This is a genomic window from Paramesorhizobium endophyticum (genome assembly GCF_014640615.1).
GTDB classification, from domain to species: domain Bacteria; phylum Pseudomonadota; class Alphaproteobacteria; order Rhizobiales; family Rhizobiaceae; genus Paramesorhizobium; species Paramesorhizobium endophyticum.
Genome location: NZ_BMHH01000010.1, coordinates 25679 through 47631, shown reverse-complemented (window position 1 = coordinate 47631; position 21953 = coordinate 25679). Strand labels below are relative to the sequence as shown.

The window sequence follows — 21953 nt, the reverse complement described above, 5'->3', positions numbered from 1 at the left end:
ACCGGTCTCATCCAGCGGCAGGCTGAATATGATCAGTGTTAGCGCGCCGGCCCTGCCCGTTCCGCCGAAGCGGCCCAGATGTTGATGTCGGCATCAAGCGCGAGCGCGTCGATCTCGCGCAGTTCCTCTTCCGTGAAATCCGGCTTCTCCAGCGCCATGACGCAATCCTCGATCTGCTCCGGGCGGCTCGCGCCGATGAGCGCGGAAGTGACGCGCCCGCCGCGCAGCACCCAGGCAAGCGCCATCTGTGCCAGCGTCTGCCCGCGCCGTTCGGCAATGGCGTTGAGGCCGCGAATACGCGCAAGGGTCTCGTCGTTGAGGAACTCCGTCCGCAGCGACTTGCCCTGCGCCGCCCTGCTGTCCTCCGGAATGCCTTTGAGGTATTTCGCCGTCAGCATCCCCTGCGCCAGCGGAGAGAAGATGATCGAGCCGATGCCAAGCTCCTCCAGCGTGTCGATGAGACCGTCATCCTCCACCCAGCGATTGATCATGGAATAGCTGGGCTGATGGATGACGCAGGGCGTGCCGAGGTCTTTCAGAATCGCGGCAGCTTCACGCGCGCGCTTCGAATTATAGGAGGAGATGCCGACATAGAGCGCACGCCCCGAGCGCACGATATGGTCGAGCGCCATCATGGTTTCCTCCAGCGGCGTCTCGGGATCGAAGCGGTGGGAATAGAAGATGTCGACATAATCGACGCCCAGCCGCTTCAGGCTCTGGTCGCAGCTGGCGATGAGATATTTGCGGCTGCCCCATTCGCCATAGGGCCCCGGCCACATGCGATAGCCCGCCTTCGACGAGATGATGAGCTCATCGCGATAGCCCCTGAAATCCTCGCGCAGGATCTGCCCGAAGGCGAGTTCCGCCGAACCCGGAAGCGGACCGTAATTATTGGCGAGGTCGAAATGATTGATGCCCAGATCGAAAGCCGTGCGGCAGAGCGCCCGCTTCGTCGCATGCGGCGTGTCGTCGCCGAAATTGTGCCATAGCCCCAGCGAAATCGCCGGCAGCTGCAGGCCGCTGCGTCCGCACCGATTGTATTTCATGGTTTCATAGCGCTCAGTGCGCGGTTCCCATGCCATCGCAAACTCCTCCAGATAGATTGAAAAAGAAAAAGCCGGGCATGGCACCCGGCTTCGATATGTCGGCAAACCGTCAGGCAAGCCACTTGTCGTAGTCGGACACCAGCAGATGCACAGGCGCGACATCCTCCTCGACGGTCGAGAAGCGGCCGATCTTTTCGCGGAAGATGTTGTCGGTCAGATCGTCATTGACCGTCGAGACTTCGCCGATCAGCACATCGCCCCCCTCGCCCCAGAAGGCATGCCAATTGCCCGGCAACAGCGTGACGCTCTCACCCGGCTGAAGCTTCAGGAGCCCGCCGGCCTTCAGAGTGCGCAGACGCCCGTCGGTCGCAACGGTCACGTCCGTTTCCTCGTCGATGCTGCCATCGGGAAGCGAGTTGAAGAGTTCCAGCGTCAGGGTCGCGCCACCGCGATTGATGATGTCCTCCGCCTTCACGATATGGCGGTGCATCGGCGAAAGCTGGTCCTTTCGCGAGATCATGATCTTCTCGGCATAGAGCATGCCGGTGCCCTTCTTCAAATCCTCCGCATTGCCGTTGCGCGTGGTGAAGAGGAAGAGCCCCAGATCGGCGAACTTGCCCTGGCCGTAATCGGTGATGTCCCAGCCCAGCCGCGCATCCCGGATCGCCGCCGCATCATCAGCCGTGCGCGCCTTCATCTCTTCGGGCGACCAATAGGCGAAAGGCGGCATGACATAGCCGAAGGAGCGGATGAAGGCGTCGCTTTCGCGGATGATTTCGTTGATTTCGGAGCGTTTCATGGCGTTCTTTCCTCCCATGCGGGCATTTCGAAACTGGCCGCATGTCGTAGCTCCCTTTCCCCGCCCATGGCAATGCAAAAATCCGTCCGGCGCATCCAGTCAGTTGACGAAACGGCGTTTCTGGCGCACCTCTCTTTTTCGAAAAAAATAAGCGTCGCAAGGAGGATAGGATGGCCGAGGAAGCGCTGGTTGTGATCGATGTGCAGAATGATTTCTGCCCCGGCGGCGCGCTGGCTGTCAGCGGCGGCGACGGGATCGTGCCCGAACTCAACCGCCTCATGCGCGAGTTCGACCATGTCATCGTGACGCAGGACTGGCACCCCGAAGGCCATTCCAGCTTCGCCATCAGCCATCCGGGCCGGCAAGCGTTCGAGACGGTCGAAATGCCCTATGGCGAGCAGACTCTATGGCCGAGCCATTGCGTGCAGGGTAGCCACGGCGCGGAATTCCACCCCGGCCTCAACTGGACCCGGGCGGAGCTTGTGATACGCAAGGGCTTTCGCAAGGAAGTGGACAGCTATTCGGCGTTCTTCGAGAACGATCACATCACCCCCACCGGCCTTGGCGGTTACTTGCGCGAGCGCGGCATAAAGCGCCTCACCATGGCCGGGCTCGCCACCGATTTCTGCGTCGCCTATTCGGCGCTCGACGCGGTGGAACAGGGCTTCGGCGTGACCGTTCTGCTGAACGCCAGCCGCGGCATCGACTTCTCGGGTTCCATGGCCCTTATGACCGCGCGAATGCGCGAACGAGGCGTGATACTCGCCTGATCCCGGCGCCCGGCCCTCCCGCCGGGAACCCTCACCCGATCGATCTGGTTTTCTCCCGTCCCCCTGACGGGCTTTTTGCGGTTTGACTATGATGACCCCTATTACCGAAGCGCGCGTGCTCAAGGCCAACTCGTTCTGGGAAGAAGCCCGCGCCATGCTGACCCTCGCCTGGCCGATCATCCTCACCAATCTGGCGCAAACGGCGATGACCGCGACCGACGTCATGATGATGGGCTGGCTGAGCCCGGATACGCTTGCCGCCGGCGCGCTGGGCTCGAACCTTTATTACACGCCGATGTTCTTCGGCATGGGGCTGGTGCTCGCCACCTCGCCCATGCTGGCGAAGGAACTGGGCACCAACCGCCATTCGGTGCGCGAGGTAAGGCGCACCGTGCGGCAGGGTCTCTGGCTTTCGATCATGATCTCCCTGCCCCTCTGGCTCATCCTCTGGCACACGGAGGAGATATTGCTGCTGATGGGGCAGAAGCCGGACCTCGCCCATGAGGCGGGCCGCTACATGCGCGCGCTGCAATGGAGCATCCTGCCCTTCTATGGCTATATCGTCCTGCGCTCCTATGTGACGGCTTTTGAGCGGCCGGGCTGGGCCACCATTGTCGTGCTCGTCGCCGTGCCGTTCAACGCCTTCATGGACTGGTGCCTGATCTTCGGCAAGCTGGGCTTCCCGGCTTTGGGCGTGGTCGGCGCGGGGCTCGCCACGACGCTCTCCAATATTGTGATGTTCGCCGGCCTTGCCATCGTCGTGCTCAGGGAAAAGCAATTCCGCCGCTATCGCCTCTTCGGGCGGTTCTGGAATGCCGACTGGCCGCGCCTCTGGCAGATCATGCGCCTGGGCCTGCCGATTGCGGCGATCGTCGTCTTCGAAGTCGCGCTCTTCAACGGCGCGGCGCTGCTGATGGGCCTCATCGGCGCGGCGGAACTGGCCGCCCACGCCATCGCCATCCAGATCAGCGGCATCGCCTTCATGGTGCCGCTCGGCTTCGGCCAGGCGGCGACGGTGCGCGTCGGGCGCTTCTTCGGCGCAGGCGATCAGGAAGGCGTCCGCCTCACCGGCTGGACCGCTTATGCCCTCGGCGTAGGCTTCATGGGGCTGACGGCGCTGCTGATGCTGCTCGCCCCCCGCCTCCTCATATCCGGCTTCATCGATCTTAACGACCCGCACAATGCGGACGTCATCCGCCACGCCATCACCTTCCTCGCCTTCGCCGCCCTCTTCCAGATCGCCGACGGCGCGCAAGCAGTCGGCAGCGGAAACTTGCGCGGCCTCCACGACACCACCATGCCGATGATCTACGCCGCCATCGGCTATTGGGGCATAGGAATGCCCCTGGGCGCCTGGCTGGCGTTTCATATGGGGCTGGGAGGGGCTGGGATATGGACGGGGTTGTTCTTGGGGCTGGCGGTGGTGTCGGCGCTGCTGCTGTGGCGGTGGATTAGGCGGGGCAGATGGGTGAAGGGGGCCGGATAGGGGCTACGTTCATGGAAGTGCCGCCCTATAATCAACAGTGATCATGTCCCGCGGACCACGGTCTCGATGTTAAAGCACATTTAAAGGACTTTTGAAGGCGATTTTAAAGTTTTTGGAACGATGTGAGAGTGAAGATACAGCCGACTGATTTGCTACAAGGAGAAGCGCGATGGCCATGAATTCGACGATTGAATGGACCGATCACACCTTCAATCCTTGGACAGGCTGTACCAACATCAGCCCGGGATGCGATAATTGCTACGCGGAGGCGTGGTCAAAACGCTCAGGGCAGGTCAAATGGGGCAACTCACCGCGCAAACGAACAACTGAAGCCTACTGGAAAGCTCCGCACATTTGGCAGCAAAAAGCTGCTCAGTTCGCAGCACAGCACGGGCGCAGGCAGCGGATATTTTGTGCGTCACTCGCTGACGTCTTCGATAATCAAGTTGACCCGGCATGGCGAAAAGACCTTTTTGACGTAATCAAAGCCACGCCCGCGCTGGACTGGCAGCTCCTAACTAAGCGCCCTCAGAACATTCGCAAAATGCTGCCTGATGACTGGGGGACCGAGGGCTATTCGAATGTTTGGTTGGGCTTTACAGCCGAAGATCAAACACGATTTGAGCAACGTAAACGGTTCTTAGCCGAAATTCCAGCAACGATTTGGTTTATATCGTATGAGCCGGCAATCGGGCCTCTCCGCTTGGCAGAAGACGATCCCAAGCCAAATTGGCTAATCAGCGGTGGGGAAAGCGGCCACGGCGCTAGGCCCATGCTTGCCCAATGGGCACGCGATATCATTGCAGACTGTCGTCGTTTCAACATCGCGGTCTTTCATAAGCAATGGGGAGCTATCAACAATAACCCGCTCGTTCAGGAACTGGGTATGTCGCCTACAAGAGCGAAAGAACTCGATACCTTTGGGAAAGGTGGTGGCCTCTTAGATGGCAAACTTATCAGAGAATTTCCTCGGATAGGTAGTGGCGAGGAACGCATGAGAGCTTGACGAATCGGCTCTTACTCCACTTAATCTTGCTGTGATTAGAAGGAGTTACGCTCATCGCAGACTTTGGTTGGAAAATTGGCTCAACGCCACCCCCGCTACATGATCACAGCCAGGCTAAATTAAAGCTCATTGCCCAATATTTGGAAAGTTATTTTCCAGCCGTTCTTGTCCATCCAGCACAAAGTCGACAGCGCATTACGCTGGTGGATGGCTTTTGTGGAGGTGGGAAATTCGTTCGAGACGAAGAGTACATCAAAGGAACTCCGTTCCTCTTTCTAGAGGCCGTCGAGAAGGCCGAGCAACAAGCTAACCTCGGTCGGACGAAAAAGCTCTCTATCGATGCCGAGTTCCATTTTGTTGACAGCAAAAAGGATCACATCGAATTTTTGCGTAACGAGCTCGTTCAAGCCGGATATCTCGCAAAAATTGATCGATCGATATTCCTACATCACCGCGAATTCGAGGACGTGTTCCCGGAAATTTCCCGCCGGATCGAAGAGCGAACCCGCAATAATGTGGGCCGATCGATTTTTCTTCTCGATCAATTGGGCTATACTGATGTCACATTTGAAACTGTCAGAAAGATACTCCGATTTTCAGCTGCTGAGTGTATTCTGACATTTGCGGTGGGATGGCTTATTGACTATTTGAGCGACAAACCTCAAGTTCTACAACGTGTAGCGCCTATCGAGCTAACCCCTGAACAAATCTACGAATACCTACATCTCAAGGGCGAGTGGGGTGGCCGTTACGCCATCCAGCGCCTCCTACTTCGGCATATCTCGCAATCCACCGGCGCAAATTTCCAAAGCCCGTTTTTTCTGCGCTCACGAGAAGCAAGGAAAGATCTTTGGCTTGTGCATCTTTCACAGCATCTCAAGGCCCGAAATGTGATGGTGGACAGTCATTGGCTAATTAATAACACATCGCTTCATCAAGGGCATGGTGGACTGGAAATGCTCGGCTTCGATCCGAATATTGATCAAAGTGGCGCACCTGATTTTTGGTTTGGAACCAACGATAATATCGCAATGAGGGACCGTTTAGCGGAAGATTTCCTCAAACGTATTCGAGACCGACACGCAGATGCCGCAATTTCTTACCATGACTTTATCAAATCCATTGCAAATGAAACACCCGCAAGGTTGTCCGACTTAAACAGCGTTACATCGCTGCTTGTCGAAGAAAGAGAACTCGATCTCAGGAACGAGTACAACACAACGAAACGAAGCTCGACGCCGAGTAACCGTGATACTATTGCAATAGCACGACAGCCCAAGCTGTGGTCTTTTGCAAAAGCCCAATAGTCAACTTCTTGTTTAGATAACTGGTGGGCCCGGCAGGACTCGAACCTGCAACCAAGCGGTTATGAGCCGCCGGCTCTAACCAATTGAGCTACAGGCCCCACCCTCATCGCCGATATATGGGTTGCGCTTGGCGATAGCGCTTTACGTTTCGTCCCGTCCCGCAAAGCACCAATGCAACCATCCGGCTTCCCCATGCTCTAGCGTAAACCGCCAGCTTAAACAAGCGCCAACAAGCGTCCTGCCCTATTACGCACATATTCACTTGTGACAGCTAAATTGTAGGGACAATTTTTCGATTCGGAGAGTTTTTGATGATCAGCAAGGCAACATCTCGTTATCTCGGGGCGACTTTTTTCGCGGCGGCGCTGGTTTGCGCCGTGTCCCTGCCCGCCATGGCTCAGGAGGCCGATATGGCAAAGCCCGTAGCGAAGATCGCCGTCACCGGCGAAGGCGAGGCGCAGGCCGCGCCTGACATGGCTATCCTCACGCTCAACGTGCTGCGCGAGGCCGATACCGCCCGCGAAGCCATGACCGCCAATAATGAGGCGATGGGCAAGGTGCTCGCCGCCATGAAGGAAGCGGGCATCGAGGATCGCGACCTTCAGACCGCAGGCATCAACATCCAGCCGCGCTATCAATATCCCGACGACAAGAACGGCCTCAAGGAGCCGAAGATCACCGGCTACACCGTCACCAACTCCTTGACCGTGCGTGTGCGCGACGTGACCAAGGTCGGCGAAGTGCTGGACAAGTCCGTCTCGCTCGGCGTCAACCAGGGCGGAAACCTGACCTTCACCAATGACAACCCCGCCGCCGTCATCAACGAGGCGCGCAAGCGCGCCGTCGCCGATGCGCTCACCAAGGCGCGCACCCTCGCCGATGCCGCTGGCGTCGGCCTTGGCCGCGTGCTGGAAATCAGCGAGCAGCCCTGGCGTCCGCAGCCCGTCCCCTTCGCCCGCGCGGAGATGAAGATGGCCGTGCCGCAGTCTGACGCCGCGCCGGTCGCCGCAGGCGAGAACAGCTATAATGTGCAGGTTAACGTCACCTTCGAACTGAAGCAGTAAGCTTCCCAATCCATGAATCGAAAAGGGCGCCGCGAGGCGCCTTTTTCTTTGGCCGATGTTCCATCTCGTCCTGTTGGTTTTGCCGCACGTATCCGAAAAGTCCGCAACTTTTCGGGATCATGCTTTAGCGGACGATCGGGCATCCCGGAGCGCGGGCGAAGGTCACGCTCGAGCGGAAGCCCTTGCGCACGCCATAGACGCGCACCGTATTGCGGCGTACGTCGACGCGGGTCCGGCGGAAGCCCATGCGCTCGGCCTTGCGGGCGGCATGCGCAGCCGAGCACGCATTGCGGGCCGGGCGGTAATGCTGCGGGCGATGGTCCCAGCGATGATCGACCTGAACGATATGGCCGCCAGCGGCGGGCATGGCCGATACAGCAGGCGCGATGGGCGCGGCATTGGCGGCAGCTCCCGCCGAGAACATGATCGCCGCTCCGATGACGGCTGGCGCAATAAGGCTCTTGAAGGAAATACGGGACATGGAGGCTCCTTTCCATTCTCAACTTTGCCGGCTGCTTTTGTGGCCGGCACCGAGCATAAACTAACGCGCGGAAACTGAATAAACAGCGAACCGGTCATTCATTTTCGGTTCATGCCAGCCCCTACCCTCGCCGGTCGTCTACGCCCGTCATATGCTCCAGATAATCGTCGTCGCTTTCCATGTCGTGGTCGAAGGCCGTGATCCTGCCGCGCACGGAGATGCCGGCTTCATGCACCGTGTCGGGGCTGCCTGAAACGAGCGGGTGCCACCAATAGAGGCCGCTTCCCTCGGCCACCAGCCGGTAGGCGCAGGTCCTGGGCAGCCAGTCGGCTTCACGGATGATTTCAGGCGTCAGGAATACGCAGTCCGGCACCTTCTTTTTGCGGCCCGGATAGTCGGAGCATTGGCAGGTTTCGGCGTCGAGCAGGGTGCAGGCGACGCTGGTCCAGTAAATCTCGTCCGTATCCTCGTCCTGCAATTTATGCAGGCAGCACTGGCCGCAGCCGTCGCAAAGGCTTTCCCATTCGGTCTTCGTCAGCTGCTCAAGCGATTTCCTGAGCCAGAACGGTTTGTCATTCACCCGAAAAGCTTCTCGCCCTGCTCGTTGACGATCTGGCGTCCCTTGGCGAGCGTGATGTTCACCGCATCGTCTAGGCTGGCGAACTTGTCGGCGCGGATGAATTTGTGCTCCTTCGCCACGCCGTCCACTTCCTTGGAGATGACGCCGCAGACCTGATATTGCCCGCCCTCACTCATGGGCGTTGCAACGATCAGGAAGCCTTCGTGCTCGGCCCGTCCGGCCTCCTTGGCTGGGGCGGGCTGGGCGACACTCCCGCCGCCACCGAAAAGACGCTTTAAAAATGACATAACGTTCTCCCGGAGCGCTTCACTTCTGAATGGAACGATGAATACCAATGTTCTTATGCGTAGTAGCTGCGGTATCGTTGAGGAATGGATCCCAGTGACAAGCACTGGGATGACGGATTGGGTTTGCGGTCGGCGCTAATCTCCACCGTCTTCCACCTGCAAGAACGGCTTTTTGCCAGGTGAAACATTTCCACCCCGTCATCCCAGTGCTTGTCACTGGGATCCATTCCTCTACGTTTCCATCACCACAACAGCCCGGAAGCCTTAGCTATCCAGGAACGAGCGCAGCTTGCGCGAGCGGCTCGGGTGCTTCAGCTTGCGCAGCGCCTTCGCCTCGATCTGGCGGATACGCTCGCGCGTCACCGAGAATTGCTGGCCGACTTCTTCCAGCGTGTGGTCGGTGTTCATGCCAATGCCGAAGCGCATGCGCAGCACACGCTCCTCGCGCGGCGTCAGCGAGGCGAGCACCCGCGTCGTCGTATCGCGCAGGTTTGCCTGAATGGCCGCGTCGATGGGCAGCAGCGCGTTCTTGTCCTCGATGAAATCGCCCAGATGCGAATCCTCCTCGTCGCCGACAGGCGTTTCGAGCGAGATCGGCTCCTTGGCGATCTTCAGCACCTTGCGCACTTTTTCGAGCGGCATGGCCAGCTTCTCGGCCAGTTCCTCAGGCGTCGGCTCGCGGCCGATTTCGTGCAGCATCTGGCGCGAGGTGCGCACGATCTTGTTGATCGTCTCGATCATATGCACGGGAATGCGGATCGTTCTTGCTTGGTCCGCAATGCTGCGGGTAATCGCCTGCCGGATCCACCACGTCGCATAGGTCGAGAACTTGTAGCCGCGGCGGTATTCGAACTTGTCCACCGCCTTCATCAGGCCGATATTGCCTTCCTGGATGAGGTCGAGGAACTGCAGGCCGCGATTGGTGTATTTCTTGGCGATGGAGATGACGAGGCGTAAGTTTGCCTCCACCATCTCCTTCTTGGCGATGGCCGCCTCGCGCTCGCCCTTCTGCACCTGGTTGACGATGCGGCGGAATTCGCCGATGGAAATCGCCGTCTCCTGCGCCAGGTTCTGGATCTCGGCGCGCAGGTTCTGGATCGCCCTCACCTCGTTCTTGGCGAATTCCTTCCAGCCGCGCGACGGCAGCACGCCGATGCGCTCCACCCAGTTCGGGTCAAGCTCGCTGCCCTGATATTCCCTAAGGAACTCCTCACGGCGCACGCCATAGGATTCGGCGAGCCGCAAGAGCTTGCCTTCGTTCTGCACCAGGCGCTTGTTGATATCGTAAAGCTGCTCGACCAATGACTCGATGCGGTTCTGGTTGAGCGACAGCGACTTCACCGCCGTGATGAGCTGGTCTTTCAGCTCCTTGTAGCGGCGTTCCTGGCTGGTGGAAAGTTCGCCGGTCGCGGCCAGGCGGCCTTCCACCTGCTGGTCCTGCAGCTTGCGCAGCTTCTTGTAAGTGTCGGCGATGAGGTCGAGCGTCTCCATCACCTGCGGGCGCAGTTCGGCTTCCATCGCCGCCAGCGACAGATTGGCCTCGTCGTCGTCCTCGTCATCCTCCTCGATGAGGGATTCGCCGCCGACATTGGTGATGTCATCATCGTCGCGCGAGGCGCGGCGCGGCTTTTCTTCCACGCGCGGCTTTTCTTCCTCGACCCGCTCCACCACCGGTGCCTGCTTGGCCTCCGGCCCGGCATAGGTGGTTTCAAGGTCGATGATTTCGCGCAGCAGAACCTTCGACTCGTTGAGATCCTCGCGCCAGATGATGATCGCCTGGAAGGTCAGCGGGCTTTCGCACAGGCCCGCGATCATCGTCTCGCGGCCGGCCTCGATGCGCTTGGCGATGGCGATTTCGCCCTCGCGCGACAAAAGCTCCACCGAGCCCATCTCGCGCAGATACATGCGCACGGGATCGTCGGTGCGGTCCGTCGGCTCGCGCTTGGTCGTGGTCGTGGCAACGGCGGTGCCGGTGGCCTCGGTGAGCTCGCCGCCCTCGGACTCCTCGTCGCCCTCGCTCTCTTCCCTGTCGGCGTCCTGCTCGTCATCCTCCACGACATTGATGCCCATGTCGGAGAGCATCGCCATCGTGTCCTCGATCTGCTCGGACGTCACTTCCTCGGAAGGCAGGACGGCGTTGAGCTCGTCCATGGTCACATAGCCGCGCTTCTTGGCGAGCTTGATCATCTTCTTGACAGCGTCGTCAGAAAGGTCGAGAAGCGGTCCATCGGTTGCGCCTTCGCGCTCGACTTCAGCCTCTTCGTTTTCCTTTACCTTCGTTGCCATATGCTTGTCTCCAGGCGACCTTGGATCGCTTTGTCTTGTCAAAGTAGAGCGTGCGGACGGCTTGCACTTAAGCTCATGATGATCAGCGAGTAGCTGCTTCCTGTTAATAGCCGATTAACCCTGATTCCGGCCTCACAGGATTTTTACGTTTCAGGGCGGCGAACGGCCCGTTTTCGGGCAATTTCGCGAAAAACCCCGGATGGGCCTTGCAGGCTTGCCAGTTTTACCCAATGATTAAAACGTCCTGATTCCGTCGTTTCCGCCGCTCGTCAAGAGCGAATCATCTGATTCGCATCAAAAAAGCGAATCATTTTATGCGTTTGCCGAAGAAACGAATCAGAAGCCGCCGGCTGGACGCCCGGACGGAATTCCGAAACCGTCGATCAACGCCTCGGTTGCTTCCGCCCTGCGGATTTCATTCTGGATGTCGAGGAGACGCCCGAAAACTTCGCCCGTTTCATCGTCCATGAGCGCGGCTTCCACCGCTCTCAGCTCCTTATGTAGAACTCTCGCCCGCTGATGCAAGTGAACCGCCTGCTTGAGCGCTTCGCGTGCATCTTCCTCCGCCGCGCGCTCCGTCGCAGTCCAGACGCGGGCGCGGCGCACCAGCGCATCGAGCGCTTCGATCGCCTCGCCATGGCCGGCGGCGCGCAGCGCCTCATGCATCTGCGCGCCGTCTGCGATATGCCTCTCCGCCATGGCGTCAAGCATCGCAAGATGCAGGCGGCGCAATTGCGGATGGTCGAGGTCGAGCGCGGCAATGGTCTCGAAATCCTCGTCGATCAATCGCGGATGATGGAGAAGAATCAACAGGATCGCCGTTTCGCGCAGCGGCGGCATGGAGGCGCTGGAAGCGCTCTTGACCAGTGACGAACGGGCAAGACTGTCGGAAACCGCGAGCCGCCCGGAAGCCGCGCCCCTCCCCCGCTGACCATATCCGCCCTGGCCCTGGCCATAACCGTTGCGATTGTTGCCGCGATTATTGCCCTGCCGCGATTGGCCGAAGAACGCCTGAGCCCGGTCGCGCATGTCCTGCGCATAATGCCGCCGCACATTCTCGTCACCGATGCGCGAGGTGATTTCACGCAAGCGTGCTTCCAGCTCCGCGCGGCGCTCCGGCGTATCGAACACGCCGCCCGCCGTCTCGCGTGCCCAGAGCATGTCGGCGAGCGGCCGCGCATCTGACAGCACAGATTGAAACGCCTGCGGGCCATCGGCCTTGACGAGATCGTCCGGATCCTTGCCTTCGGGCAGCACGGCGAAGCGCAGCGAGCGGCCCGGCTTCAGCCCCGGCAGCCCCAGATCGACCGCGCGGTGGGCGGCGCGAATGCCCGCCTGGTCGCCATCGAAGCAGAGCACCGGCTCGGGGCTCACCCGCCATAGCAGTTCGAGCTGGTCCTCGGTCAAGGCGGTGCCGAGCGGCGCGACCACTTGGTGGAACCCCGCCTGCGCCAGCGCGATGACATCCATATAGCCTTCGACCGCGATGATCGCCTTGGCCGCCTCGCCGCCCTGCGGCTGGCAGGCCTTGCGGGCGCGCAGGGCGTTGTAAAGAATCTGCCCTTTGTGGAAGAGCTCCGTTTCCGGCGAATTCAGATATTTCGCGGGCACGTCGGGCGAAAGCGCCCTGCCCCCGAAGGCGATGACGCGCCCGCGCATATCCTCGATGGGAAACATGACGCGGTCGCGGAAACGGTCGTAGGAAACGGCGATGCCATCGCCATGCACGACAAGGCCGCAAGCCTCCATCTGCTCGCGCGTCACGCCCTTGAGCGCCAGATGCTCCTTCAGCGCGTTGCGGCTTTCAGGCGCATAGCCGAGGCGGAACGCCTGCTGCGTGGCGGTCGAAAGGCCGCGCTCGCGCAAATAAGCCCGGGCCTTGGCGCCTGATGCGGATTGCAATTGCTGCTCGAAGAAGCGCGCCGCCATGTCCATGACGTCATGCAGCGTCGCGCGCTGCGCCTCGCGCTTTTCAGCCTCCGGATCGCGCGCCGGCATCGGCACGCCGGCCATATCAGCCACGCGCTCGACGGCTTCAGGGAAGCTCAGGCCTTCCAGATCGGTCAGGAACTTGAAATGATCACCCGTCACGCCGCAGCCGAAGCAATGGTAGCGGCCCTTGCGATCTTCGCAATGGAAGCTCGGCGTCTTTTCGCCATGGAACGGACAGCACGCCCAGAAATCGCCCTTGGAAGCGTTCGTCTTCTTGCGGTCGAACGACACGCGCGTCCCGATCAGCGTCGAGATCGGCACGCGGTCTCGTATCTCATCGAGAAATGAAGGCGGAAAACGCATCTGAATGCTACTCTGGGAACCTTGGGGCTTAAAGCCGCTTATCATAGCCGGAATGGCGATGAGCGCCAAACGGCGAGTGCCGCTTATCCCCCGAGGAAAGGGCAAACAAAGCCGTGCAATGAAAGTTACCGCATTTTTCCAAGATAGTGGCCATATTAGACAAGAAAACTGTTTGAATGGAGTATATTATCCAGTTCAATCTAAATTTAACCGGCTATCATAGTCGCGTGTTGATGCCTGTAAGGAAGTAATATCTTGAATGGCTCGGTAGTCTTGCTGCATCTGGCAGGGGCGGTGGCCCTGCTCCTATGGGCGACCCGCATGGTTCGCACAGGAGTGGAGCGCACCTATGGCACCGCCCTGCGCCAGCGCATGCGCAAGGTGGTGAAGCGTCCGATCCTTGCTGTCGGCTTCGGCGCAGCGCTAGCGATCGTGCTCCAGAGTTCGACCGCCGTCACGCTGCTGATCGGCTCCTTCGTGGGATCCAATTTCGTCAGCGGCATTGCCGGGCTTATGGCCGTGCGTGGTGCGGAAGTCGGCTCCGCGCTCGTCGTCAAGATATTGAACTATGACCTGACACTCCTCGTGCCCATCTGCCTTCTGGCCGGCACCATCATCTTCATGACGACGGAACGGCGGGACTGGCGCCAGAACGGCCGCATCCTGGTCGGCATCGGCCTTCTCATCCTCTCGCTGGAGATGACTGGGCAGGCGACGGAGCCGCTGCGACACAGCGAACTTCTGCCCGTCATCGTCAGCTATCTATCAAGCGATCCCGTCACCGCCTATCTGCTGGCCGCGCTCATTACCTGGCTGTTCCATTCGAGCATCGCAGGCGTCATCCTGCTCACCAGCTTCGCCTCGCGCGGGCTGATTCACCCGGAACTGGGCCTGATCATGGTGCTGGGCGTCAATCTCGGCTCCTCGATCATCGCGCCGATCCTTACCCGCAACGCGCCGCCCAAGACCCGCGTGGTGCCGCTGGGCAATCTTCTGATGCGTGGCGCCGGTTCGCTCATAGCCCTCCTGCTGTTCCTCGCCTTCCAGCCGCCGGTGAGCCTTCTCGGCAGCACCCCGGTGGAGCAGATCGTCAACGCCCATATCCTGTTCAACGTCCTCATCCTGATCGCCGGCATCCCGCTTTCAGGTCTGGTGCTGCGCGCGACTGAAGCGTTGGTCCGCCTCAACACGCCCGTCAAGCCGCGGCTGGCGGCGGAAGAGGTCAGCGCCCTCGACCCAAGCGTCCTCGGCACCCCCTCGCTGGCGCTCGCCAACGCCACGCGCGAAGTCGTGCGCGTTTGCGAAACCGTGGAATTGATGCTCCAGCGCATCATGGATCTCTATGAGAACCCCGATCAGGCAAGCATCGATGAGCTGGCCGCGCTCGACGACAAGGTGGACCGGCGACATGCCGCGATAAAGCTCTACCTCGCCCGCCTCGCCACCAGCAATCTCACCGATTACGAGGCCTTGCGCACCCAGGAACTGCTCGGCGCCTGCGTCAAGCTCGAACAGGTGGGCGACATCATCGTGCGCAACATGCTCGCCCAGGTGAAGAAGAAGATGAACCGCAAGCTGGAATTCACCGAGGAAGGCTGGCGCGAGCTATCGCAATTCCACGCCTTCGTGCTGGCCAACGCCCGCCTGGCCTTCAACGTGCTGGTCTCGCGTGACGAGCACACTGCGCGCCAGCTAGTTCAGGAAAAGGACCGCCTGCGCGACATCGAGAAGGAAACGAGCCAGCAACACTTCTCGCGCCTGCGCCAGGGCTCGGAGCGCAGCATCGAGACAAGCACCATCCACCTCGACACCATTCGCGACCTGAAGCAGATCAACTCCCTGCTGGCCGCCATCGCCTATCCTGTGCTCGAGGAACAGGGATTGCTCAGGGGTTCGAGGCTGCGCGTGGCGCGGAGTTGAGCGCCTATCCTTGGAAAGTAAATTGCAGGACGTGGTTGGGATAAGCCTGATTGCCGATCCGAAACAGTGTCTCGCCAGCCTTTTTGAAGCCGTTCCTCAGATAAAAATCAATCGCCCGCTGGTTCTCGGCATTCACCGTCAGCCAGACATCAGGCTTTCCGGTCGATGCGCAATGCGCCAACGCCGCATCCAGCAACCGCCACCCCGCGCCATTGTTCTGATGGCGCGGCTGGACGTAGAGCGTTGAAATTTCAACATCGGAGCAACCCGCGACCGGAGCCGTCGCTCCTTCCAAGACATGAGCGAATCCGACAATGCCTGCAGCACCTTGCGCAACCCAGATATGCTCGTTCTCCCGGGAGAGGATTTCCTCGAAGCGCGCCGCTGTGAAATGGGCGAGCGCATAATCGGCAAAGAAAGCACTCACACCATCCCGGATATAGGTATGGAGCCACACTTCCAGCCCGACCGCGGCCAGGCTGGAAGCGTCGCCTATCTCGGCTCTCCTGATCACCCTTCCGGCCTACGCCAGCAGTTCCTTCACGATCCCGCTGGCCTTGCTGAAATCCATCTGGCCGGAAAAGCGCTCTTTCAACACGGCCATGACCTTGCCCATGTCCTTCACGCCGCTAGCGCCGGTCTCGGCAATCGCGTCGGCGATGGCCTGCCGCGTTTCCGCTTCGCCCAACTGCTGCGGCAGGAACTCGCGGATGATCTCGATCTCGCCGCGCTCCTGGTCCGCCAGTTCCGGACGGCCGCCATCGTCATAGAGCTTGGCCGATTCCTCGCGCTGCTTGATCATCTTGGCGAGAATCGAGCGCAACTCGTCATCCGCGACCGCCTCCTTGCCCGCGCCGCGATTGGCGATGTCGCGGTCCTTCACCGCCGCCATGATTAGCCGCAGCGTCGAAGTGCGGCGCTGGTCGCGCGCCTTGAGAGCGGTGGTGAGGGCCTGTGCAATCTCGTCGCGCAGCATGACTATCTCCTGATTTGAAACTTGAGACCTATAATAGAGGTGAAATCGATTCCGTGAAGCGTTGACCCGGGGCCGTAGTTTCTTTATTGACCGAAGTCTAGCTGGACAATTTTCATTTGGACACGGGGCGACGGGCTTGAATGGCTTGGTCCGCGTTTTGCCGTGCCTATAGCATGATCCCGAAAAGTTGCAGACTTTTCGGACAAGATTATGCTGCGAACGAAACACCACATGGAGTGCCCGATGACCGATAAAACCGCGCCGTGGACCACGGCTAAACCGACCGCCCTGCTGGTTCTCGCTGACGGCACGGTCATCGAGGGCATGGGCCTTGGCGCGACCGGCGCCGTTGAGGCCGAGGTCTGCTTCAACACCGCGCTGACGGGCTATCAGGAAATCCTGACCGACCCTTCCTATGCCGGGCAGATCGTCACCTTCACTTTTCCGCATATCGGCAATGTCGGCACCAACAATGAAGACATCGAAGACCTGACGCCCGCCAATCGCGCAGGCGCGGTCGGCGCGGTGTTCAAGGCAAACATCACCGAGCCCTCCAATTATCGCGCGGCAAGCCATCTCGACGCATGGCTGAAGGCCCGCGGCGTCATCGCGCTCTGCGGCATCGACACGCGCGCGCTGACCGCCCTCATCCGCGAAAAAGGCGCGCAGAATGCCGTCATCGCGCATGAGCCTTCCGGCGTGTTCGACCTCGCCGAACTCAAAAAGCGCGCCGCCGCCTGGCATGGCCTGGAAAATCTCGACCTTGCCAAGGAAGTCACCTCCGGCCAGACCTCCGTCTGGAACGAGGAGCCCTGGGTGTGGAACAAGGGCTACGCGACAGGCGAAGCGCCGCGCTACCATATCGTCGCCATCGATTATGGTGTGAAGCGCAACATCCTGCGCCTGATGGCCGGGCTCGGCGCGAAAGTAACGGTACTGCCCGCTACCGCGACGGCAGAGGACGTGCTGGCGCATGATCCCGACGGCATTTTCCTCTCCAATGGTCCCGGCGACCCGGCGGCGACGGGCGCATATGCCGTTCCCACCATCCAGAAGCTGATCGAGACGGGCATTCCGCTGTTCGGCATCTGCCTCGGCCATCAGATGCTGGCGCTGGCGCTGGGCGCCAGGACGCAGAAGATGCATCAGGGCCATCACGGCGCCAACCATCCGGTCAAGGACCACACCACCGGCAAGGTGGAGATCGTGTCCATGAACCACGGCTTCGCCGTCGATTCCGCCTCGCTGCCCGCGGGCGTCGAAGAAACCCATGTCTCGCTCTTCGACGACTCCAATTGCGGCCTACGCCTTGCCGGCAAGCCGGTCTTCTCCGTGCAGCACCACCCCGAAGCCTCGCCCGGCCCGCAGGATTCGCACTACCTCTTCACCCGGTTCTTCAACCTGATCCGCGAGAAGAAGGGCGAGCCCACGGTGGAGGAGCGGCCCAAGGCGGCGTGAAGGCAAGATAGCCAATTTCATGATTGATGCCTCGTCGGATTATCGCCGAGGCATCAAAGCACGTTAGTTGAAATCAAGACCTTCTTGAAGGATGGATTTCTGCACCGCATCGCGACTTTTGAGACGCTCGTACCAGGCTTGCAGATTTTTCAGCCTTTCAAAGTTAATAGGCGCGTTATAATAGGATTTCAGCCAGGATGCTTGGCCCCACCCCGTCAAGGCGAACAGGTAGGCGTCGGCAACCGTGAAGCAATCTCCCATGAGGAACAGCTTGTCGGCCAGATGCTCGTTGATCCACGCATAGCGTTTCTCCAGCTTCGGCTTTGCGGTTTCGAGATAATCACCGGCCAAACGGGCATAAAGAAGCGGAATGAAGCCCTTGTGGATTTCCGTTGACAAGAAGCTCAGCATTTCCTGCAGTTTGTAGCGCTCAAAGGTTCCGTTCGCGGGAGCCAAACCCATCTCGGGCTTTTTGTCTGCAAGATACTGAACAATGACAGCCCCTTCACGCAGCACATTTCCGTCGTCCAGTTCAAGCGCGGGAATGTAGCCGTGCGGGTTTACCTTGTAGAAGTGCTGCCCCTGCTCGGTTGTATGATCGTTGTGATCGACTTGGATGAACTCGACATCGAGGCCGAGTTCATTCGCGACGATATGAGGTGAAAGTGAGCAGGCGGCAGGCATGTAATAGAGTTTCATCATAGAGCCGCTCCATGGTTTCCAGTTGGGGCCTTCGCTTTAGAAGGGTTACAGCCATGTAGCCCAGGCGGTATAAAAGCGTAAGAACGCAAAATTTTGTCGTCTAGGTACATAAATTATACCTAGTCTGATCGAGAGGTTATCGATGAAGGACACAGTGTCGGGTTGCTCCGTTGAAGAAGCCATGCATTTGCTCGGCGGACGCTGGCGTCTGCTCATCGTCTCGTTTCTTGTGGACGGACCAAAGCGGTTTAACGAACTTCGGCGGCTTGTGCCGGGCATCTCGCAGCGGATGCTCACACTCGATCTCCGCGCGCTCGAAGACGCGAACCTTGTCCAACGCACCGTCTATCCTACCGTACCAGTCAAGGTGGAGTACGCTCTCACGGAGGATGGCAAACGGCTGGACAAGGTGGTGAGCGTTGTTCAGGAGTTTGGCTTGTGGCTCAAAGCTCGGAATGCTGCGTGAGGTTTTATGACCGCGCGCACCCGGCATAATGGTGCGCGCTGTTGTAAAAATTGCGATTTGCGCAATATAATGCGCATAACGTGTATTGGGGGGACACGATGGGATGCCGAAATTCGAAGATGATCGCCGCAAGATCGTAGCGCGTCTCCTCGCCGAAGGTTACCAGCAAAGGGGGCAAGGAGCATGAGAACTTCATCAAGCCCGGCCACCGGATGATTCAGGTCCCGCGTCACAGAACCCTAACCCAGGGTGTCGCGCAATCGATTGCAAAGGCGGCGGGTTGGGGTAAGTCCCAAGGAGAGTGAGCCATGACAACGACCAGGTATATCGCCTTGATTGACGGCAAGACGGGTGCCTATGGCGTGACGTTCCCTGACGCTCCCGGCTGCACGGCCATGGGGAAGACCATCGATGAGGCGATCCGCAATGCCGTCTCCGCCCTTGCGGAATGGGTTGAGTACTCCGATGCCGAGGATATGCAGCCGATGCCGGCGCCCCGCACGGCCGACGAATTGCGCGGGAATCCGGAGGTCGCAGAGGAGATTGCGAACGGAGCCGCAATGGTCGTCATCCCGCTGGTTCGTGAAAAAGGACGCCAGGTCCGCGCCAACCTTTCGATAGACGCGGGACTGCTGGAAGCAATCGATGAGGCGGCGGACGCCTCAGGATTGACTCGCTCGGCCTTTTTAGCAAGCGCTGCGCGAAAGAAGATTTTGAGCGAAGTTTAAACGCTAGGCGCTGACTTAAACGAGAGCCGGTTTCCTCACATATTCGCGTTGAACGTATCGCAGGAGTCCAGCTTGCCGGAATTGTAGCCGCGGGTGAACCATTCTGCCCGCTGCGCCGACGTGCCGTGGTTGAAAGTTTCGGGCACCACATAGCCTTGCGTACGCTTCTGAAGCGTGTCGTCGCCGATCTGGTGGGCGGCGTTGATCGCCTCTTCGAGATCGCCCGCCTCGACGATGCCCTTCTGGTTGGTGTAATAGCCCCAGATGCCGGCGAAGCAATCTGCCTGCAATTCCACGCGCACCGACATGGCGTTGGCCTGCGCCTCGTCCATTGTCTGCCGCGCCTGATTGAAGCGCGGCAGGATGCCGAGCAGGTTCTGCACGTGATGGCCCACTTCGTGCGCAAGCACATAGGCCTGCGCGAAATCGCCGGACGCGCCGAAGCGATTGGCAAGTTCGTTGTAGAAGCTGAGGTCGATATAGACCTTGCGGTCTCCCGGGCAATAGAACGGCCCCGAGGCTGCGCTGGCGAAACCGCAGGCCGAGCGCACCTGATTGCTGAACAGCACCAGCGTCGGCGGCGTATAGGTTGCGCCATTGGCCTTGAAGATGCCGCCCCACACATCTTCCGTCTCCGCCAGCACGGTGCGCACGAATTGCGTCATCTCGTCATTGCGCGGGCCGGCCGGAGCGCCGGAAACCTGGCGGGAGCTTTGGGCCGGAGCCAGATTGCCCGTCAGGAGGAACTGCATGGGGTCGAGCCCGATGGCCTTCATCCCGAAGAAGGCAACCACGAGAAGGATGATGCCCGGAATTCCACCGTTGCGCACCAGCTGGAATGCCGGCCCCACGAGCCCGCCGCCGCCAAACCTTCCCTGTCCCAACCCGCTCTGCGGAGCGCCGGTCTCATCGCGAAGGTCTTCCACATTGTCGCTCTGCCTGCCGCCCTGCCAGCGCATCAGCCCACTCCCTGTCCGTGAAACCCCATCAAGAACAATCGTTACACAAACACATGGATTCGCAACAGCGAAACTCGGCTTCCCGGTCGATCACGAAAAATGGCGAATGGTTACAGGGTGTATCCCCTCAAGCCGCAGCACGTGCCGCAGCCTGCGCGGCCGGTTTCTGGAATACGACCAGCGAGAACATCGCCAGCATTTCGAACAACGCCGCGGCGTAGCCGAGTTCGGCCACAGTGCCATATTTCAGCACCAGCCCTCCGACGAACGAGCCGAACGCCACCCCGAGATAAAGCGCCGAATTGTTGAGCGACAATGTGATCGGGGCCAGCTCAGGCGAGACGCCGACAATATGGCTCGCCTGCGCCGGCGGGAATGCCCAGCCGATGAGGCCCCACGGGATCATGGCCGCGACGAGCAGCCAGCCCGCAGCAGGGTGCGGCACGAACAGCGGAATGACGGAAAACATGGCGAGGGCGACGGCAAGAAGGCCGAGCACGACGAACACGGTCTGCGCTGCGCCGAAACGGTCGGCCAGATAGCCGCTGCTGAGATTGCCCGCTGCCGCGCCGACACCGAATGCAAGCAGCATGCCCGGAAGCGCGGCGGCGCTTAGTCCCGCCCCCTCGGTTGCCAGCGGCGCGATGTAGGAGAAGACGATGAAGGCCCCCGTCATGCACAGAAAAGTGGTGACCAGCGATGGAAATATGCCGGGCTGCACCGCTGCAGTAAGGCGCGCGCTTAACGCCAGCCGCGTGCCCCTGAGTCCGTCCGGCAGCTTGATCCAGAGAATGACAGCTGCGACCGCAGCCAGCGCGGCCACGGACAGGAAGGTTCCCCGCCAGCCGAGCGCGGCTCCGATCAGCGCGCCGAGCGGTGCGCCCAGCGCAACTGCTACGGTGGTGCCTCCGACAATGATGGAAATCGCCCGTGCCCTATGCTCCGGTCCGGCGAGTGCCACCGCGGTCGCCTGCGCCGTCGCGGCGAAGAGGCCGGCTGCCAGCGCCATCATGATGCGGGCGATGAGCAGCAGCGCGAAGGAGGAACTCGCCGCTGCAAGAAGATTGCCGGCGACGAAGAGCGCCATCGTCACGGCGATAACCCGCCTGCGGTCAGCCGACCCCGCGAATGTGGTGAGCACCGGCGCGCCGATGGCATAGGCGAGCGCGAACGCGGTGATGAGATAACCCGCCTGCGGCAGCGATATGCGCGCATCGGCGGAAATAGCCGGGAGAAGGCTAGACATAACGAAACTCTCGGTGCCTATGGTGAATGACCCGACAGCCAACCAGATAAGGCGTTTATCCATAGAGTACCTCTTAGTTCGAAATTCATTG

At 60.1% G+C, this 21953-nt stretch carries 21 protein-coding genes and 1 tRNA gene; 9 read left to right on the top strand and 13 right to left on the bottom strand.

The window, feature by feature from the left end; genetic code table 11:
- Positions 1-38 precede the first annotated feature (38 nt).
- A complete protein-coding gene (gene mgrA / locus IEX53_RS13300; protein WP_188824664.1) occupies positions 39-1082 on the bottom strand; it encodes an L-glyceraldehyde 3-phosphate reductase in 1044 nt (347 codons plus the stop codon).
- Between the two features lie 73 nt (positions 1083-1155).
- A complete protein-coding gene (locus IEX53_RS13295; protein WP_188824663.1) occupies positions 1156-1845 on the bottom strand; it encodes a D-lyxose/D-mannose family sugar isomerase in 690 nt (229 codons plus the stop codon).
- A 170-nt stretch (positions 1846-2015) separates the two neighbouring features.
- Between IEX53_RS13295 and pncA the strand changes: the two genes are divergently transcribed.
- The 4 genes from pncA to IEX53_RS13275 all read left to right on the top strand — a co-directional run bounded on the left by pncA (position 2016) and on the right by IEX53_RS13275 (position 6414).
- A complete protein-coding gene (gene pncA / locus IEX53_RS13290) occupies positions 2016-2615 on the top strand; it encodes a bifunctional nicotinamidase/pyrazinamidase (protein ID WP_188824662.1) in 600 nt (199 codons plus the stop codon).
- A 91-nt stretch (positions 2616-2706) separates the two neighbouring features.
- Positions 2707-4101, top strand: coding sequence for an MATE family efflux transporter (locus IEX53_RS13285; RefSeq protein ID WP_373288652.1), 1395 nt, complete (start codon positions 2707-2709; stop codon positions 4099-4101).
- 169 nt (positions 4102-4270) lie between these two features.
- Positions 4271-5107 (top strand): DUF5131 family protein, encoded by an 837-nt coding sequence (locus tag IEX53_RS13280; RefSeq protein ID WP_188824661.1) that lies wholly within the window; start codon positions 4271-4273, stop codon positions 5105-5107.
- 53 nt (positions 5108-5160) lie between these two features.
- Positions 5161-6414 carry a three-Cys-motif partner protein TcmP gene (locus tag IEX53_RS13275; RefSeq protein WP_308429145.1) on the top strand — a complete coding sequence of 418 codons (1254 nt, stop codon included), beginning with the start codon at positions 5161-5163 and terminating at the stop codon, positions 6412-6414.
- Between the two features lie 21 nt (positions 6415-6435).
- On the opposite strand, the gene IEX53_RS13270 is transcribed toward IEX53_RS13275, so the two are convergent.
- Positions 6436-6512: transfer RNA gene (locus tag IEX53_RS13270), tRNA-Ile, on the bottom strand.
- Positions 6513-6728: 216 nt separating this feature from the next.
- Between IEX53_RS13270 and IEX53_RS13265 the strand changes: the two genes are divergently transcribed.
- On the top strand, positions 6729-7478 hold the full coding sequence (locus IEX53_RS13265) for an SIMPL domain-containing protein (RefSeq protein WP_308429144.1): 750 nt from the start codon (positions 6729-6731) through the stop codon (positions 7476-7478).
- Positions 7479-7602: 124 nt separating this feature from the next.
- On the opposite strand, the gene IEX53_RS13260 is transcribed toward IEX53_RS13265, so the two are convergent.
- From IEX53_RS13260 to dnaG, 5 genes are all read right to left on the bottom strand, one after another.
- Positions 7603-7959 carry an antifreeze protein gene (locus IEX53_RS13260; protein ID WP_188824658.1) on the bottom strand — a complete coding sequence of 119 codons (357 nt, stop codon included), beginning with the start codon at positions 7957-7959 and terminating at the stop codon, positions 7603-7605.
- A 121-nt stretch (positions 7960-8080) separates the two neighbouring features.
- Positions 8081-8539 (bottom strand): YcgN family cysteine cluster protein, encoded by a 459-nt coding sequence (locus IEX53_RS13255; RefSeq protein ID WP_188824657.1) that lies wholly within the window; start codon positions 8537-8539, stop codon positions 8081-8083.
- Positions 8536-8826, bottom strand: coding sequence for an HlyU family transcriptional regulator (locus IEX53_RS13250; protein WP_188824656.1), 291 nt, complete (start codon positions 8824-8826; stop codon positions 8536-8538). The genes IEX53_RS13255 and IEX53_RS13250 overlap by 4 nt, the downstream gene beginning before the upstream one ends.
- Positions 8827-9090: 264 nt before the next feature.
- Positions 9091-11112, bottom strand: a complete 2022-nt coding sequence (gene rpoD / locus IEX53_RS13245) for an RNA polymerase sigma factor RpoD (protein WP_188824655.1) — start codon at positions 11110-11112, stop codon at positions 9091-9093.
- 336 nt (positions 11113-11448) lie between these two features.
- Positions 11449-13407 carry a DNA primase gene (gene dnaG / locus IEX53_RS13240; protein ID WP_188824654.1) on the bottom strand — a complete coding sequence of 653 codons (1959 nt, stop codon included), beginning with the start codon at positions 13405-13407 and terminating at the stop codon, positions 11449-11451.
- 255 nt (positions 13408-13662) lie between these two features.
- Here dnaG and IEX53_RS13235 point away from each other — a divergent pair, with 255 nt between their 5' ends.
- Complete coding sequence (locus IEX53_RS13235; protein ID WP_188824653.1) at positions 13663-15327, top strand: Na/Pi cotransporter family protein; 1665 nt, start codon at positions 13663-13665, stop codon at positions 15325-15327.
- Between the two features lie 4 nt (positions 15328-15331).
- On the opposite strand, the gene IEX53_RS13230 is transcribed toward IEX53_RS13235, so the two are convergent.
- Complete coding sequence (locus tag IEX53_RS13230) at positions 15332-15841, bottom strand: GNAT family N-acetyltransferase (protein WP_188824652.1); 510 nt, start codon at positions 15839-15841, stop codon at positions 15332-15334.
- 9 nt (positions 15842-15850) lie between these two features.
- Complete coding sequence (locus IEX53_RS13225) at positions 15851-16303, bottom strand: GatB/YqeY domain-containing protein (protein WP_188824651.1); 453 nt, start codon at positions 16301-16303, stop codon at positions 15851-15853.
- Positions 16304-16546: 243 nt separating this feature from the next.
- Between IEX53_RS13225 and carA the strand changes: the two genes are divergently transcribed.
- Positions 16547-17761: a glutamine-hydrolyzing carbamoyl-phosphate synthase small subunit gene (gene carA, locus IEX53_RS13220; protein WP_188824650.1), complete on the top strand. Its 1215-nt coding sequence runs from the start codon at positions 16547-16549 to the stop codon at positions 17759-17761.
- A 63-nt stretch (positions 17762-17824) separates the two neighbouring features.
- Here the strand turns inward: carA and gstA are convergent, their stop codons facing one another.
- On the bottom strand, positions 17825-18460 hold the full coding sequence (gene gstA, locus IEX53_RS13215; protein WP_188824753.1) for a glutathione transferase GstA: 636 nt from the start codon (positions 18458-18460) through the stop codon (positions 17825-17827).
- Positions 18461-18605: 145 nt separating this feature from the next.
- On the opposite strand from gstA, the gene IEX53_RS13210 reads away from it, so the two are divergent.
- Together IEX53_RS13210 and IEX53_RS13205 are read left to right on the top strand one after the other, a co-directional pair.
- Entirely contained in the window at positions 18606-18929 is a 324-nt protein-coding gene (locus IEX53_RS13210; RefSeq protein WP_188824649.1) for a winged helix-turn-helix transcriptional regulator, read from the top strand.
- A 308-nt stretch (positions 18930-19237) separates the two neighbouring features.
- The gene (locus IEX53_RS13205; protein ID WP_188824648.1) at positions 19238-19657 is read left to right on the top strand and encodes a type II toxin-antitoxin system HicB family antitoxin; all 420 of its coding nucleotides are present in this window, start codon (positions 19238-19240) and stop codon (positions 19655-19657) included.
- A 35-nt stretch (positions 19658-19692) separates the two neighbouring features.
- On the opposite strand, the gene ypfJ is transcribed toward IEX53_RS13205, so the two are convergent.
- Both ypfJ and IEX53_RS13195 read right to left on the bottom strand, forming a co-directional pair.
- Entirely contained in the window at positions 19693-20616 is a 924-nt protein-coding gene (ypfJ, locus tag IEX53_RS13200; RefSeq protein ID WP_188824647.1) for a KPN_02809 family neutral zinc metallopeptidase, read from the bottom strand.
- Between the two features lie 127 nt (positions 20617-20743).
- Positions 20744-21925: an MFS transporter gene (locus IEX53_RS13195; protein WP_188824646.1), complete on the bottom strand. Its 1182-nt coding sequence runs from the start codon at positions 21923-21925 to the stop codon at positions 20744-20746.
- Positions 21926-21953 lie beyond the last annotated feature (28 nt).

Coding starts and splice junctions, on each gene's coding strand:
- mgrA (WP_188824664.1), bottom strand. CDS start 1,082: ATGGCATGGGAACCGCGCACTGAGCGCTATGAAACCATGAAATACAAT.
- IEX53_RS13295 (WP_188824663.1), bottom strand. CDS start 1,845: ATGAAACGCTCCGAAATCAACGAAATCATCCGCGAAAGCGACGCCTTC.
- pncA (WP_188824662.1), top strand. CDS start 2,016: ATGGCCGAGGAAGCGCTGGTTGTGATCGATGTGCAGAATGATTTCTGC.
- IEX53_RS13285 (WP_373288652.1), top strand. CDS start 2,707: ATGACCCCTATTACCGAAGCGCGCGTGCTCAAGGCCAACTCGTTCTGG.
- IEX53_RS13280 (WP_188824661.1), top strand. CDS start 4,271: ATGGCCATGAATTCGACGATTGAATGGACCGATCACACCTTCAATCCT.
- IEX53_RS13260 (WP_188824658.1), bottom strand. CDS start 7,959: ATGTCCCGTATTTCCTTCAAGAGCCTTATTGCGCCAGCCGTCATCGGA.
- IEX53_RS13250 (WP_188824656.1), bottom strand. CDS start 8,826: ATGTCATTTTTAAAGCGTCTTTTCGGTGGCGGCGGGAGTGTCGCCCAG.
- rpoD (WP_188824655.1), bottom strand. CDS start 11,112: ATGGCAACGAAGGTAAAGGAAAACGAAGAGGCTGAAGTCGAGCGCGAA.
- dnaG (WP_188824654.1), bottom strand. CDS start 13,407: ATGCGTTTTCCGCCTTCATTTCTCGATGAGATACGAGACCGCGTGCCG.
- IEX53_RS13225 (WP_188824651.1), bottom strand. CDS start 16,303: ATGCTGCGCGACGAGATTGCACAGGCCCTCACCACCGCTCTCAAGGCG.
- carA (WP_188824650.1), top strand. CDS start 16,547: ATGACCGATAAAACCGCGCCGTGGACCACGGCTAAACCGACCGCCCTG.
- gstA (WP_188824753.1), bottom strand. CDS start 18,460: ATGAAACTCTATTACATGCCTGCCGCCTGCTCACTTTCACCTCATATC.
- IEX53_RS13210 (WP_188824649.1), top strand. CDS start 18,606: ATGAAGGACACAGTGTCGGGTTGCTCCGTTGAAGAAGCCATGCATTTG.
- IEX53_RS13205 (WP_188824648.1), top strand. CDS start 19,238: ATGACAACGACCAGGTATATCGCCTTGATTGACGGCAAGACGGGTGCC.
- ypfJ (WP_188824647.1), bottom strand. CDS start 20,616: ATGCGCTGGCAGGGCGGCAGGCAGAGCGACAATGTGGAAGACCTTCGC.
- IEX53_RS13195 (WP_188824646.1), bottom strand. CDS start 21,925: ATGGATAAACGCCTTATCTGGTTGGCTGTCGGGTCATTCACCATAGGC.